The sequence below is a fragment of the Plantactinospora sp. CA-290183 genome, from assembly GCF_050936375.1.
In the GTDB taxonomy this organism is placed as follows: domain Bacteria; phylum Actinomycetota; class Actinomycetes; order Mycobacteriales; family Micromonosporaceae; genus Plantactinospora.
This window is the reverse complement of sequence record NZ_JBNJMX010000001.1, coordinates 77536-92338: the sequence shown is the minus strand read 5'-3', so window position 1 is coordinate 92338 and position 14803 is coordinate 77536. Positions and strand designations below refer to the sequence as shown.

Here is a 14803-nt window from a genome sequence, read left to right as displayed (position 1 = left end):
TTCTGTCAGCGCCACCGCGCCGGGCGGCACCCACCCCTCGCGGGGTCGCCCGGATCACGTCCGACGCCGGGCCCGACGCGGCACACTCCCCGCTCGGCGGGTCGCTCCGGGTAGATCGCGATAGTCTGATCGCGTGGACCGTGCCGAGTTGACCATTGGCGTGCAGCGGACGGCTGACGAGGTGATCCTCCGCCTGGCCGGTGAGATCGACATGCTCACCGCCGCCCAACTCTCGAACGCCGTCAACGAGGTGCTCGGCGAGGCACCGAACCGGATCGTGCTGGACCTCTCCGACGTCACGTTCTGTGACTCGCAGGGCCTGGGCACCCTGGTGGTGCTCAGTCGCAAGGCCAGCCACGCCCAGAGCCTGCTGGTCCTGACCAACGTCGGCGAGTTCCTGCTCCGGGTGCTCGACATCACCGGCCTGCGCTCCGCGCTGATGATCCGCAACGGCCAGGCCACCGGCTGACCGACCGCCCGCCCGGCGGACGCCGGACGGGCACCGGAGCCGATCAGGCCACCGCACCCCAGCGGGCCTGCTCCAGCAGCTCCACCGCCCGGTCGCGGCTGTCCGGGTCGTCCGAGCGCAGCAGCGTGACCGCCTCGTCGACCGCCTCGGCCATCACCCGCCACTGGTTGTCCCGCTCCCGCACCAGCTCGGACTGCGCGGCGAGCTGCCGGGTCTTGACCCACAGCTCGACGAAGACCGACACCTTGGCCCGCAGCACCCACGGGTCGAACGGCTTGGTCAGGTAGTCGACCGCGCCGACCGCGTACCCGCGCAGGGCGAGCTGGGCGTCCCGGTCGGCGGCGGTGAGGAAGATGATCGGGACGTGCCGGGTACGCTCCCGCCGCTTGATGTGGCTCGCCGTCTCGAAGCCGTCCATGTCCGGCATCTGGGCGTCCAGCAGGATGACCGCGAAGTCCTCCACCAGGAGTTGCTTGAGGGCCGCCTCACCGCTCTCCACCGCGACCGACCGCACCGGCAGGCCCTGGAGGATCGCCTCCAACGCCATCAGGTTCTCCCGCCGGTCGTCGACCAGCAGGGCTTTGGCCAGCTCGCTCACCGGATCGTCCCCTCGCTGCCTCGCGTCACCCGTCAACCTCTCGTCCGTCCCCGTTCACCCAGGACGCCATCAACTCGATCAACTCGTCCAGGTCCACCGGCTTGGTGATGTAGTCGCTCGCCCCGGCGGCCAGCGCCGACTCGCGGTCGCCCGGCATCGCCTTCGCGGTCAGGAACACCACCGGCAGGTCGGTGAAGCGGTGGTTGCGGCGGATCGCGCGCGTCGTCTCGTACCCGTCCTGGTCCGGCATCATCGCGTCCATCAGCACGATGTCCACCTCCGGATGCTCCGCCAGCAGCCGTACCCCGTCCACACCGTTGTCCGAGTAGAGCACGGTCATGCCGTGCAGCTCCAATGCGCTGGTCAGGGCGAAGACGTTCCGTACGTCGTCGTCGATGATCAGCACGGTGGCGCCGTCGAGCTGCCGGGTGGTCGGCGTCGGCGTACGGTCCGGGTCCGGGGTGCGCAGCAGGGTGGCGAGACCGCCCCGGCTCGCCGGCACCGGCGCCGGCATCGGGGCGACCACGGCGTCCGGGGCCAGCACGTCCGGTACGAAGAGCGTGAAGGTCGAGCCCTGCCCGGGTGCCGACGACACGGTGATGGTGCCGCCGATGAGCCGGGCCAGGTCACGGCTGATCGACAGCCCGAGGCCGGTGCCGCCGTACCGCCGGCTGGTGGTCCCGTCGGCCTGCTGGAACGCCTCGAAGATCAGTCCCAGCTTGTCGTCGGAGATGCCGATCCCGGTGTCGATCACGGTGAACGCCACCACCTGCCGGGCGGTGGCCAGCGCCGGCACGTCGAAGTACGCCCCCTCCGGTGCCGGGGCGATCCGCAGCGTGACGGCACCGTTGTCGGTGAACTTGACCGCGTTGGAGAGCAGGTTGCGCAGGATCTGCTGCAACCGCTGGGGGTCGGTGACCACCGCCGGCGGCAGCTCCCGGGAGATCCGGACCTGGAAGTCCAGCCCCTTCTCCTCGGCCTGCGGCGCGAACGCCTGCTCCACGTAGCTGCGGATCTCGGAGAACTGCACCTCGGCCGGCTCGACGTCCATCCGGCCCGCCTCGATCTTCGACAGGTCGAGGATGTCGTCGATCAGGGAGAGCAGGTCGGAGCCGGCGCTGTGGATCGTCCGGGCGAACTCGATCTGCTTCTCGGTCAGGTTCTCCTCCGAGTTGTCCGCGAGCAGCCGGGCCAGCAGCAGCAGCGAGTTGAGCGGCGTACGCAGCTCGTGGCTCATGTTGGCCAGGAACTCCGACTTGTACGCCGAGGCGCGGGCGAGCTGCTGCGCCTTGTCCTCCAGGCCGATCCGGGCCAGTTCGATCTCCCGGTTCTTGGTCTCGATGTTGCCCTTCTGCTCCGAGAGCAGCTGCGCCTTGTCCTCCAGTTCGGCGTTGGTGCGCTGCAACTCGGCGGACTGTTCCTGAAGCTCGTGGGCGAGCCGCTGGGACTGGGCCAGCAGCTCCTCGGTACGCCGGTTGGCCTGGATGGTGTTCACCGCGATGCCGATGGTGAGCACCAGCCGCTCCAGGAACGACAGGTGCAGTTCGTTGAAGGGCGAGACGCTGGCGAACTCGATGACCCCGAGGAGTTCTCCCTCGAAGAGCACCGGCAGCACCACCAGGTCGACCGGGGGCGTGGCGGCCAGCCCGGAGCGCAGGGTCAGCTTGCCGTCCCGGGGCGCGCCGACCCGGATGGTGCGCCGGGAGAGCGCGGCCTGCCCGACCAGTCCCTCACCGGGGCCGAACGTCACGTCGTGGTTGCGGGCGACGTAGCCGTACGAGGCGGTGAGCTTGAGCCGCATCGCGGCCTCGTCGGTGGTGTCGGCCAGGAAGAAGGCGCCGAGCTGCGCGTCGACCAGCGGGGTCACCTCCGTCATGATCATCCGGCAGACCTCGCCGAGGTCGCGCTGCCCCTGGAGAAGGCCGCCGATGCGGGCCAGGTTGGAGTCCAGCCAGCCCTGCTCGGCGTTCTTCTTGGTGGTCTCCCGGAGCGTGACGATCATCTGGTTGATGTTGTCCTTCAGCTCGGCGACCTCGCCCTGCGCCTGTACGGCGATCCGCTGGGTCAGGTCGCCCGTGGTCACCGCCGTGGAGACCTGCGCGATCGCCCGAAGCTGGGTGGTGAGCGTGGAGGCGAGCTGGTTGACGTTCTCGGTGATGTCCCGCCAGGTACCCGAAACGCCCTTGACCTGGGCCTGACCGCCGAGCTTGCCCTCGACGCCGACCTCCCGGCCGACCCGGGTCAGCTCGTGGGCGAACGACGAGAGCTGGTCCACCATCGTGTTGACGGTGCCCTTCAGCTCCAGGATCTCGCCCCGAGCGTCGACGGTGACCTTCTGCGACAGGTCACCCCGGGCCACCGCCGTGGTAACCGAGGCGATGTTCCGGACCTGGGCGGTCAGGTTCGACGCCATCGAGTTCACGTTGTCGGTCAGGTCCCGCCAGGTGCCGGAGACCCCCTTCACCTCGGCCTGACCGCCGAGCTTGCCCTCGGTGCCTACCTCCCGGGCCACCCGGGTCACCTCGTCGGCGAACGACGAGAGCTGGTCCACCATCGTGTTCACCGTCTGCTTGAGTTCCAGGATCTCGCCCTGCGCGTCGACGGTGATCTTCTGGCTCAGGTCACCCCGGGCCACCGCCGTCGACACCTGGGCGATGTTCCGCACCTGGGCGGTCAGGTTCGACGCCATCGAGTTCACGTTGTCGGTCAGGTCCCGCCAGGTGCCGGCGACGCCGCGCACCTGGGCCTGGCCGCCGAGCTTGCCCTCCGTACCGACCTCGCGGGCCACCCGGGTCACCTCGTCGGCGAACGACGAGAGCTGGTCCACCATCGTGTTCACCGTCGACTTCAGCTCCAGAATCTCGCCGCGCGCGTCCACGGTGATCTTCTGGCTCAGGTCGCCCTTGGCCACCGCCGTGGTGACCGAGGCGATGTTCCGGACCTGGGAGGTCAGGTTCGACGCCATCGAGTTGACGTTGTCGGTCAGGTCCCGCCAGGTGCCGGAAACCCCCTTCACCTCCGCCTGACCGCCGAGCTTGCCCTCCGTACCCACCTCACGGGCCACCCGGGTCACCTCGTCGGCGAACGACGACAGCTGGTCGACCATGGTGTTGACGGTGTTCTTGAGTTCGGCGATCTCGCCGCGCGCGTCGACCGTGATCTTCTGCGACAGGTCGCCCTTGGCCACCGCGGTGGAGACCTGGGAGATGTTCCGCACCTGCGAGGTGAGGTTGCCGGCGAGCTGGTTGACATTCTCGGTCAGCGCCCGCCAGGTGCCGGAGACGCCGCGCACCTGCGCCTGACCGCCGAGCTTGCCCTCGATGCCGACCTCGCGGGCGACCCGGGTCACCTCGTCGGCGAACGACGAGAGCTGGTCCACCATCGTGTTGACGGTGTCCTTCAGCTCCAGGATCTCGCCCTGCGCGGCCACCGTGATCTTCTGGCTCAGGTCGCCCCGGGCAACCGCCGTGGAGACCTGGGCGATGTTGCGGACCTGCGCGGTCAGGTTCGACGCCATCGAGTTGACGCTGTCGGTCAGGTCCTTCCAGGTGCCGGCGACGTTCGGCACCGCCGCCTGGCCGCCGAGCTTGCCCTCGGTGCCCACCTCCCGGGCCACCCGGGTCACCTGCTCGGCGAAGAGCCGCAGCGTGTCGGTCAGCCCGTTGATCGTGTGCGCCAGCTCGGCGACCTCGCCCTTGGCCGACACGGTGATCTTCTGGGACAGGTCGCCCCGGGCCACCGCCGTGGCGACCTGGGAGATCGAGCGCACCTGGTAAGTCAGGTTGGAGGCCATGGTGTTCACCGAGTCGGTGAGGTCCTTCCAGGTGCCGGCCACCCCCCGGACGTCGGCCTGGCCGCCCAGCTCACCCTCGGTGCCCACCTCCCGGGCCACCCGGGTCACCTCGTTGGAGAACGAGGAGAGCTGGTCCACCATCGTGTTGACCGTACGGCCGATCCGGAGGAACTCGCCGCGCAGCGGCCGACCGTCGATCTCCAGCGCCATGTGCTGGGAGAGGTCCCCGTCGGCGACGGCCACGATCACCCGGGCGATCTCGGTGGTCGGCCGCCCCAGGTCGTCGATGAGCCCGTTGACCGCCCGCTGGCCCTCCGCCCAGGCGCCCTCCATGCCCTCCTCGTCCAGCCGCTCGGTCAACCGGCCGTCCCGGCCGACGATCCGGCTGATCCGCCGCAGGTCGAGATGCTGCCGCTCCTGCAGCGACACCACCTCGTTGAAGGCGTCGGCCAACTCGCCCCCGCTGCCGGCCCGGCGCGGCAGCCGTACCTTGAAGTCACCGCGGCGGACCCGCCGCAACGCGTCGGTGAGCTCGTCGAGCAGCACCGCGTCCTCGGCGGTGGACCGCTCCGCGGCAGAGACTTGTTTCGCCGTGGTCATCGTTCCTCGCTCAGGTTGGAGATGGGGCCCGCTCTCGGCCCGCGCCCACCAGGTGGCCCCGATGCGCCTCGGATGCGCCACGGCGACTACGCCCCGGCGCGCGACTCACCCATCATTGTGCCTTTCCACGGGCAAATGCCACCCTGCGCCGCGCGCCGGCCCGTGACGATGGCCTCCGCCAGGCCGGCGACGCAGGTTACCGGGCCCGGATAGGGTGGCCTGGATCTTCGGGATCCGGCCGGTGGAGGATTACAGGAGTGTCAGCGGTGGCGGGCGGCGCGGCAAGTGGCGGGGGTGACCACCTGAGACGGGTACGCCTGCCTGCCGACCGGCGTACGCCCGCGGCGGCCCGAGCGCTGGTCCGGTCGGTGCTCGCCGAGGCCGGCATGGACGAACTGCTCAACGAGGCACTGCTGCTCACCACCGAACTCTCCACCAACGCGGTGGAGCACGCCCGCACCGAGCTGGACATCGAGGTCGTCGCGGACGATACCGGGCTGACGGTGACGGTCACCGACTTCGCCGCCGGGCCCATCGACGACGTCACGGCGCGGCCCCGCAACGACCTGACCGACATCGGGGAGGTCTCCGAGCGGGGGCGCGGCCTGCTCCTGGTCGACCATTTCGCCAGCCGCTGGGGCACCACCCACCAACCCAGCGGAAAGGGCGTCTGGTTCCGGTTGGACCGCAAAGGTGACTCTGTGCCCACGGGGCGCCAACCGGAGCCGCCGCCCCGCCCCGCGCCGACCCGCAACGGGGTACCGGGCGTCGCGTCCGCGCCGAGCGCCGGGGCGATGAGCGCACTGATGCAGACCGCCCCCGACCCGTACGCGGACGATCCGCTGCCCGCCTTCGCCGCCGACCTGCTGGTGCGGGTGGGCGACATGGTCGGGGCGGCCGGCGGGGCCGTACGACTGGACCGGGGCGACGGGGCCGGCTGGCAGCTCCTGGCCCGGTACGGCCGGCAGCCCCGCACCGGCGACGAGCTGCTGCGGGTGCCGCTGGCGGTGCACCGGCCGTACGCGGGCGAGCTGGAGCTGGACGCCGCCCCCTCCGGGTACGCCCGCCCGCTCGCCGCCCTGGTGGCCGAACGGCTCTCCCTGCACCTGGAGAACGACCGGCTGCGCCGGACCGACATGCGCCGGCAGACCTGGCTGACCTTCCTCGCCGAGGCGAGCGAACTGCTCGCCCAGTCGCTGGACGTGGAGCTGACCATGGCGCTGATCCCCCAGCTCGTGGTGCCCCGGCTCGGCCAGTGGTGCGCCGTGCACACCACCGACGAGTGGGGTGGGCTGAAGCTCGCCGCGGCCACCCACGCGGACGAGGCGATGCTGCCGCAGCTGCACAAGGTGCTGCGGGAGAACGGCCCCGAGTCGGTGCACGCCCGGCTGCGGGAGGCGTCCCGGAGCCGGTCCCAGGTGCCGATCGGGCAGCCGATGGACGGTTTCGCCGTACCGCTGGTGGCCCGGGGGCAGCGGCTCGGCACCCTGGCGGTGGGCCGGCACCAGCGGCACCGGCACGAGCCGGACGAGGTCGCCGTGCTGGAGGACGTGGCCCGGCGGGCCGCGCTGGCGATCGAGAACGCCCGGATCCACGCCGAACGGCGTCAGGTGGCGCGGACGTTGCAGCAGTCCCTGCTGCCGCCGGAGCTGCCGGTGGTCGACGGGATCGGGTTCGCCGCGGAGTACGTGCCGACCGGTGACGCGGCCGACGTCGGCGGGGACTTCTACGACGTGGTGCCGCTGGCCGACGACCGGTGGCTGGTGGTCGTCGGCGACGTCTCCGGCAAGGGGGTGCAGGCCGCGACGGTGACCGGGCTGGTCCGCAACGTGATCCGGGTGCTGGCCGGTGACGGTCGCCCGCTGCCGGAGGCGCTGGCCCGGCTCAACGAGACGCTGGTGGAGCGCGGCGGCGGTCGCTACTGCACGCTGGCGCTGGCGGCGGTGGGTCACCGCCCCGACGGCGGGCTCGACGTCTCGCTGTACCTCGCCGGCCACGACCGGCCGGTCCTGGTCGGGGCGGCCGGGCACGCGACGTTCGTGGGTTCCGGGGGTACCGCGCTGGGCCTGCTCGACTCCATCGCCTCGCCGGTCGCCGAGGTGCGGCTCGCTCCCGGCGACGCGCTCATCTTCTACACCGACGGGGTGACCGAGCGGCGGCGCGGCCGGGAACTCTTCGGGATCGAGCGGCTGCGGGCCGCGGCGGCGCCGCTGGCGGGCTACTCGGCGGACGTGATGGCGGCCCGGCTCCGCTCGGCGGCGATCAACTTCTCCGCCGAGTCGCCCCGGGACGACATCGCCATCCTGGTGCTGCGCAACGACACGATCGGCTGACCCGGCGACCCGCCGGGGCCGGAGGAAACCTTCAGGACCGAACGCTTCCTAAGTTAACTATTTACATGAATCGATCGCCTGACTAGCATCGCCGGTACTGCGTACGCAACGAACCCACCGCTCCTCGACCCCCTTCGGGAAGGACGGGATCTTGCGATCGATCCGGTATCTGGTCGGCCTCACGGCCACCCTCTGCACGACCCTCGCGGCGACGCTGGTGGCAGCGACGCCGGCCCAGGCGGCACCCGTGTTCAAGGCACCGTTCCCGTGCGGGCAACGGTGGACCTACAGCCACCACAGCGCCGAGGTGCGGCTGGCGCTGGACTTCGTCCGCTCCGACGGCGGCGGCACCGCCGGCACCCCCGTCCTCGCCTCCGCGCCCGGCACGGCCCGGCAGTACCACCAGGCCAGCGGGGCGGGCAACTACATCGTGATCGACCACGGTGGCGGCTGGACCACCTACTACTTCCACCTGGCCGGCTTCTCGGTGCCGAACGGCGCCGCCGTCGGTCAGGGCCAGCAGATCGGTACGACCGGCAGCACCGGCAACTCGACCGGCGCACACATCCACTACGAGCAGCTCTACAACGGGGTCGGCCAGACCATCGTGATCAACGGCGGTTCGCTGGCGCCGTACCCCGGCTCGTACAACCAGCGGCACCTGACCAGTGACAACGGCTGCGGCGGCGGATCGGCCTTCTGGACCTGGGGAGCCGGGATCCGGGTACGTACCGACGCCCTGCTGGCCGCGCCGACCGTGACCACCCTGGCCGGGCCGACCCTGGTCCACGTGCTCTGCCAGAAGCAGGGCGACACGGTGACGGCGGACGGCTACACCAACAACTGGTGGTCCCGACTGCGGGACCAGAACGGCTTCATGACGAACATCTACATCGACCATCCCTCCGCACAACTGCCCGGCGTGCCCACCTGCTGAGCCGTCGCCGGTCCGGTCGGTACGCCGACCGGGCCGGCTGCACGGCGGACCGCGAACCCGGCCCGGCGTCTCCCGGCCGAGCGGGACCGACGGGGCCGCACCGGGCGGGGGCGCGGCTCAGATGCCGCCCGGGTAGCGGCCCGGGGCCAGCCGGTGGGCCGGATCGAACCGCTCCTTGACCCGGCGCAGCAGCGGCAGGTCGGGAAGGTCGCCCCAGAGGTCCACGATCGCCCGCACCGGCGGCGGCGCGGCGACCACCACGCAGCGGCCGGCCCGGGCGAGCAGCACCGAGCGCACGCCGTCCAGGATGGCGGCGACCCGGTCCGGCGGCGTGTCGGCCGGCAGCGCGGCATGCACGACGCCGAGCCCGGCCGAGCCGCGCACCGGGACGGGGGCACCGGCGGCGTCGCGCAGCGCGTAGACGGCGGCGTGCAGGTCGGTGATGGGCACCTCGATGCGCAGCGCCACCTCGTCCGGGCGGAACGGGTAGCGGCGCCACCAGGGCGGCGCCGTGCCGATGGCCCGGACATCGTCACCGAGCAGGACGGCGAGCTGCGACACCCGTTCGGAGACGTCGGCCGGGCCGCCCTCCAGGAGGATGGCCAGCGAGCCGGACCCCCGGCCGCCCGGGCGCTCCCGCCGGGCGGAGCCGGCGGGATGGCCGGACGACCGCTGCTCGCCGGACGCTCCGGGACGGCGGACACCCGAGCGGGTCGGGTCGCCCGCCGGCAGGTCCACCTCGATCGCCGTGGCATCGACCTCGGCGGTGAGGATCAGGCTGACCAGGTCGTGCACCTCCAGCGGGGTCCAGACCGAACGGGTCACCCAGATCCGGCTGGCCGGAATGGGTTGCACCCGCAGCGTCGCCGAGACCAGCACCCCGAGCGCGCCCTGCGAGCCGCAGAGCAGCCGGGCCACGTCGGTGCCGGACGCGGTCGAGGCGGCCCAGCCGACGCCCGGGGCGGCCCGCCAGGCCGGCGCCTCCGTGCGGGCCGGCCGCCGCGCCAGGGCCGGCACCTCGGCTCCGGCGGCCCCCTCCACCCTTGACGCGGCCCGGACGTGCGTCAGCGCCCCGGCCGCGTCGACGAAGCTGGCGCCGAGGAGCTGGTCGCACGGCGTCCCGTGCAGGTGGCGCAGCGGTCCGGTCTCGGCGGCCGCCACCACGCCGCCGACGGTCGCGCCGACCGAGGGCACGTCGAGCGGCAGCCGCCGGCCGGCACGCTCCAGGATCGCCTGCGCGGCCCGGATCGGCGTACCAGCGCCGATCTCGGCGGCCAGCTCGTCGGCGGGCCACGACCGGACACCGGCGAGCCGTCCGGTGTCGAGCACGATGTCCAGATGGGACGGTGTCGCGCCCCAGTCGAGCTTGGTGCCGGCCCCGCGGGCCACCACCGAGAGGTCGTGCTCGGCGGCCAGCCGGAGCACCTCGGTGACGGCCTCGGGCGTGCCGGGTGCGGCGACCCAGCGCGCGGGCGCCCCGGCCACCCCGTCGGCCGCCCCCGCCGGCCGGGCGAACCGGTCACCGCAGATCGCGGCGAGCCGGCGTGCGATGTCGAAACCCGAGCCGCGCTGTCGCGGTGCCATGTCCCCCACCCTCGACATCGTACAGGTGTTCTAATTTTCGGCAACGACCGCTGCGCGGCAGGCGGCCGGCAGGACGGTAACGTGACCGGGTGACCACTGAGACGACCGCCGCCCCCGTCGCCAAGCGGGTTCCCACCGAACGCGTCCACCACGGCGACACGGTGATCGACGAGTACGCCTGGCTCGCGGAGAAGGACGACCCGGACACGATCGCCTACCTGACGGCGGAGAACGCATTCACCGAGCAGACCACGGCGCGCCTCGCCGCGCTGCGGGAAACCCTGTTCGGCGAGACGAAGAGCCGCACCCAGGAGACCGACCTCTCGGTGCCCACTCGCAAGAACGGCTACTGGTACTACACCCGGACGGTGGAGGGGCAGCAGTACGGTATCCACTGCCGCCGTACCGTGCGCGACGGCGAGACGGACCCGCCGATGCCGCCGGACGGGGCGCCGCTGGACGGCGAGGAGATCCTGCTCGACGGCAACGCCCTCGCCGAGGGGCACGACTTCTTCGCCCTGGGCACCTTCGACATCAGCCCGGACGGGCGCTGGCTCGCCTACTCCACCGACTTCGCCGGCGACGAGCGGTTCACCCTGCGGGTCAAGGACCTGCGGACCGGCGAACTGCTCCCCGACGAGGTACCGGACACCTTCTACGGCAGTGCCTGGTCGGCCGACGGCTCGACGCTGTTCTACCTCACCGTCGACGCCAGCTGGCGGCCCTACCGGGTGTGGCGGCACACCGTCGGCACGGCGGCGGGCGACGACCAGGTGGTCTACGAGGAGGGCGACGAGCGGTTCTGGGTCGGCGTCGAGCTGACCCGCTCGGAGAAGTTCGTCGTCATCGAGTCGCACAGCAAGGTGACCAGCGAGGTACGCGTGATCCCGGCGGCCAACCCGACCGGGGAACCGGCGGTCGTCGCGCCCCGGCGGCAGGGCGTCGAGTACGCGGTGGAGCACCACGGGCACCGGTTCCTGATCCTGCACAACGACGGGGCGGAGGACTTCGCGCTGGCGTACACCTCGGCGGACGCCCCCGGCGACTGGGTGCCGATGATCGAGCACTCGCCCGGCACCCGGCTGGAGTCCGTGGACGCCTTCGCCAACCACATCGTCGTGTCGCTGCGCACCGCCGGCCTGACCGGGATCCGGGTGCTGCCGGTCGGCAGTACCGAGCCGTACGACATCGACTTCCCGGAGCCGCTCTACAGCGTGGGGCTGGGCAGCAGCCCGGAGTACCAGACCAACAGCATCCGGCTGCACTACACGTCGCTGATCACGCCCGACTCCGTCTACGACTACGACCTCGTCACCCGGGAGATGGTGCTGCGGCGGCGCAAGCCGGTGCTCGGCGGCTTCGACCCGGCCGGCTACGAGCAGCACCGCGAGTGGGCGCTGGCCGACGACGGCACCCGGGTGCCGATCTCGCTGGTCTGCCGGGTCGGGACCCCCCGGGACGGCTCCGCCCCCTGCGTCATCTACGGCTACGGCTCGTACGAGGCGAGCATGGACCCGTGGTTCTCCATCCCCCGGCTGTCCCTGTTGGACCGGGGCGTGGTCTTCGCGGTCGCGCACGTCCGGGGCGGCGGCGAACTGGGCCGCCGGTGGTACGAGACCGGCAAGATGCTGAGCAAGAAGAACACCTTCACCGACTTCGTGGCCGCCGCCCGGCACCTGGTCAAGGCGAACTGGACCTCGACGGAGCGGCTGGTGGCCCGGGGCGGCTCGGCCGGCGGGCTGCTGATGGGCGCGGTGGCCAACCTGGCGCCGGACGCCTTCTCCGGCATCGTCGCGCAGGTGCCGTTCGTCGACCCGCTCACCTCGATCCTCGACCCGTCGCTGCCGCTGACCGTCACGGAGTGGGAGGAGTGGGGCAACCCGCTGGCCGACCCCGAGGTGTACGAGTACATGAAGTCGTACTCGCCGTACGAGAACGTCGCGGCGGTGGACTACCCGGCGATCCTCGCGGTGACCAGCCTCAACGACACCCGGGTGCTCTACCACGAGCCGGCGAAGTGGATCGCCCGGCTGCGGGCGGTCGCGCCACAGGGGTCGTACCTGCTCAAGACCGAGATGGGGGCCGGGCACGGCGGTCCGAGCGGCCGCTACGACTCCTGGAAGGAGGAGGCGTTCGTCGCCGCCTGGACCCTGGACCGGTTCGGCATCACCGCCTGAGGTGCAAGGAAGGGCCCCTTCTTATCGCTTTTTGTATAGGAAGGGCCCCTTCCTAACACCCGAGGGACCCGCACGCCGGCGACGGCAGTCACCGGTCGGCGACGCCCCGGTGGCTCGGGCGCGGACGTGCCGGCCGGCTAGTGTCGGCGGGTGTCCACCCCCTCGGTACCCGGTCCCGGCTCTTCCGGCGCGCTCCGGTGACCCCGTACGAGATGGTGGCCGTGCTGGCGGCGGGGGTCGGCGCCGGCGCCGCCAACGCGGTGGTGGGCAACGGGACCCTGATCACCTTTCCGGTCCTGCTCGCCGTCGGCCTGCCGCCGGTCACCGCCGTGGTCTCCAACGCGCTCGGTCTGGTCCCCGGTTCGGTCAGCGCCGCCGTCGGCTACCGCGCGGCCCTCGCCGGGCAGCGCCGGCGGGTCCTGCGGCTCTGCGTCGGTGCGCTGTTCGGCGGGATCTGCGGCGCCGTGCTGCTGTTGGTCCTGCCGGCCGCGGCGGTCGAGCGGATCGTGCCGGTGCTGGTCGGTCTCGCCCTCGTGCTGGTCGCGTGCCAACCGCTGATCGCCCGGCGGGCGGCGCGGCGACGCGCGGCGGCCGGCGGCCCCGGTCCGCGCGGGGAGGGCCCGCCGCTGCTCGCGGGACTGACGCTCGCCAGCGTGTACGGCGGCTACTTCTCCGCGTCCCAGGGCATCCTCTACCTGGCACTGATGAACGCGTTCCTGGACGAGCCGCTGCACCGCCTCAACGCGATCAAGAACGTCCTCGTCGCGGTCGTCAACAGCGTGGCCGCGCTCGTCTTCCTCTTCGTCGCCCGGTTCGACTGGACCGCGGTCCTGCTGATCGCGGTCGGTTCCACGGTCGGCGGCCAGGTCGGGGCCAGGTTGGCCGGCTTTCTCCGCCCGGCGGTGCTGCGGGCCCTCATCGTGGCGGTCGGCGCGCTCGGCCTGGCCGAGCTGCTGCGGCACTGACCGGAGCGTGGGTCCGGATTCCGCGACGGCGCCGGCCGGCGGGTGCGGCGACCGGCCCGCCCGTGCCGTTTTTAGTTAACAACCTTGTAAGAAAGCGCTCTCTGGTATAGAACAATCTACATGCGTACACGACGAATCCCCCTGGTCCTGGCCTTGGTGGGTGCGGGCCTGGCCGCGTCGCTGGTGGCCGCCCCGTCGGCCCCGGCCAGCGCGGAACCCGGCGCCCTCACCTGGAGCGACGAGTTCAACGGTCCGGCGGGCACCGCGCCGGACGGCAACAAGTGGAAGCACGACATCGGTGGCGGCGGCTGGGGCAACAACGAGCGGCAGTACTACACGAACAGCACCAGCAACGCCGCGCACGACGGCAACGGCAACATGGTGATCACGGCGCGCCGGGAGAACCCGGCCAACTACAACTGCCACTACGGCCGCTGCGAGTACACCTCCGCCCGGCTGCTCACCGCCGACAAGTTCAGCCAGACGTACGGTCGGTTCGAGGCCCGGCTGAAGCTCCCGCGCGGCCAGGGCATCTGGCCGGCGTTCTGGATGCTCGGCGGCATGCCGTGGCCGGACATGGGCGAGATCGACATCATGGAGAACATCGGTCGCGAGCCCAACCGGGTGTACGGCACGCTGCACGGCCCCGGCTACTCCGGCGGCAGCGCGATCAGCAGCTCCTACACGCTGTCCAGCGGCGCCTTCGCCGACGCGTTCCACACCTTCACCGTGGACTGGGCCCCCGACTCCATCACCTGGTACGTCGACGGCAACCAGTACGCCCGCAAGACCCCGGCCGACCTGAACGGCAACCGCTGGGTCTACGACCACCCGTTCTTCATGATCATGAACATCGCGGTCGGCGGCAACTGGCCCGGCTACCCGGACGCCAGCACCACGTTCCCCCAGCAGATGCTGATCGACTACGTCCGGGTCTGGGGCTGGAACACCGGTGGCGGCAACCCCGGCACCGGTAACCGACTCATCGGGCTGGGCAACAGGTGCGTCGACATCCCCGGCGCGAACCCGGCCGACGGCACCCAGTTGCAGATCTGGGACTGCAACGGCACCGCCGCGCAGAACTGGACGTTCACCGGCGGCACGGTCCGGGCGCTCGGCAAGTGCATGGACGTCGCCGGCGGCTCGACGGCGAACGGCGCGAACATCCAGATCGTCGGCTGCAACGGCAATCCGGCCCAGCAGTTCGTGCTGAGCGGTGCCGGGGACCTGGTCAACCCGCAGGCGAACAAGTGCGTCGACGTACGGGACATGAGCAGCGCCAACGGCGCCAAGCTCCAGCTCTGGGAGTGCACCGGCAGCGCCAACCAGAAGTGGCGGCGCGGCTGA

The 14803-nt window shown here is 71.7% G+C and carries 8 protein-coding genes and 1 pseudogene; 6 read left to right on the top strand and 3 right to left on the bottom strand.

Going from position 1 to position 14803, the window contains the following annotated elements; genetic code table 11:
- Positions 1-133 precede the first annotated feature (133 nt).
- Complete coding sequence (locus ACQEUR_RS00420; protein ID WP_433023833.1) at positions 134-469, top strand: STAS domain-containing protein; 336 nt, start codon at positions 134-136, stop codon at positions 467-469.
- Positions 470-512: 43 nt separating this feature from the next.
- On the opposite strand, the gene ACQEUR_RS00415 is transcribed toward ACQEUR_RS00420, so the two are convergent.
- Positions 513-1067: a response regulator gene (locus tag ACQEUR_RS00415; RefSeq protein WP_433023831.1), complete on the bottom strand. Its 555-nt coding sequence runs from the start codon at positions 1065-1067 to the stop codon at positions 513-515.
- A gap of 25 nt (positions 1068-1092) precedes the next feature.
- Positions 1093-5460, bottom strand: a complete 4368-nt coding sequence (locus ACQEUR_RS00410; RefSeq protein ID WP_433023829.1) for a HAMP domain-containing protein — start codon at positions 5458-5460, stop codon at positions 1093-1095.
- Between the two features lie 257 nt (positions 5461-5717).
- Between ACQEUR_RS00410 and ACQEUR_RS00405 the strand changes: the two genes are divergently transcribed.
- Together ACQEUR_RS00405 and ACQEUR_RS00400 are read left to right on the top strand one after the other, a co-directional pair.
- A complete protein-coding gene (locus ACQEUR_RS00405) occupies positions 5718-7793 on the top strand; it encodes a SpoIIE family protein phosphatase (RefSeq protein WP_433023827.1) in 2076 nt (691 codons plus the stop codon).
- A 169-nt stretch (positions 7794-7962) separates the two neighbouring features.
- Positions 7963-8478, top strand: a pseudogene (locus ACQEUR_RS00400) (M23 family metallopeptidase); the annotation flags it as partial.
- A gap of 369 nt (positions 8479-8847) precedes the next feature.
- Here ACQEUR_RS00400 and ACQEUR_RS00395 read toward each other — a convergent pair.
- Entirely contained in the window at positions 8848-10314 is a 1467-nt protein-coding gene (locus ACQEUR_RS00395; RefSeq protein ID WP_433023825.1) for an FAD-binding oxidoreductase, read from the bottom strand.
- Positions 10315-10403: 89 nt separating this feature from the next.
- Here ACQEUR_RS00395 and ACQEUR_RS00390 point away from each other — a divergent pair, with 89 nt between their 5' ends.
- The 3 genes from ACQEUR_RS00390 to ACQEUR_RS00380 all read left to right on the top strand — a co-directional run bounded on the left by ACQEUR_RS00390 (position 10404) and on the right by ACQEUR_RS00380 (position 14803).
- A complete protein-coding gene (locus tag ACQEUR_RS00390; RefSeq protein ID WP_433023823.1) occupies positions 10404-12491 on the top strand; it encodes a S9 family peptidase in 2088 nt (695 codons plus the stop codon).
- 197 nt (positions 12492-12688) lie between these two features.
- Positions 12689-13456: a sulfite exporter TauE/SafE family protein gene (locus tag ACQEUR_RS00385; protein WP_433023821.1), complete on the top strand. Its 768-nt coding sequence runs from the start codon at positions 12689-12691 to the stop codon at positions 13454-13456.
- Between the two features lie 120 nt (positions 13457-13576).
- Positions 13577-14803 (top strand): family 16 glycosylhydrolase, encoded by a 1227-nt coding sequence (locus tag ACQEUR_RS00380; RefSeq protein WP_433023819.1) that lies wholly within the window; start codon positions 13577-13579, stop codon positions 14801-14803.

Excerpts from the sequence above, each read along its gene's own strand:
- ACQEUR_RS00410 (WP_433023829.1), bottom strand. The coding sequence starts at position 5,460 with ATGACCACGGCGAAACAAGTCTCTGCCGCGGAGCGGTCCACCGCCGAG.
- ACQEUR_RS00395 (WP_433023825.1), bottom strand. The coding sequence starts at position 10,314 with ATGGCACCGCGACAGCGCGGCTCGGGTTTCGACATCGCACGCCGGCTC.
- ACQEUR_RS00380 (WP_433023819.1), top strand. The coding sequence starts at position 13,577 with ATGCGTACACGACGAATCCCCCTGGTCCTGGCCTTGGTGGGTGCGGGC.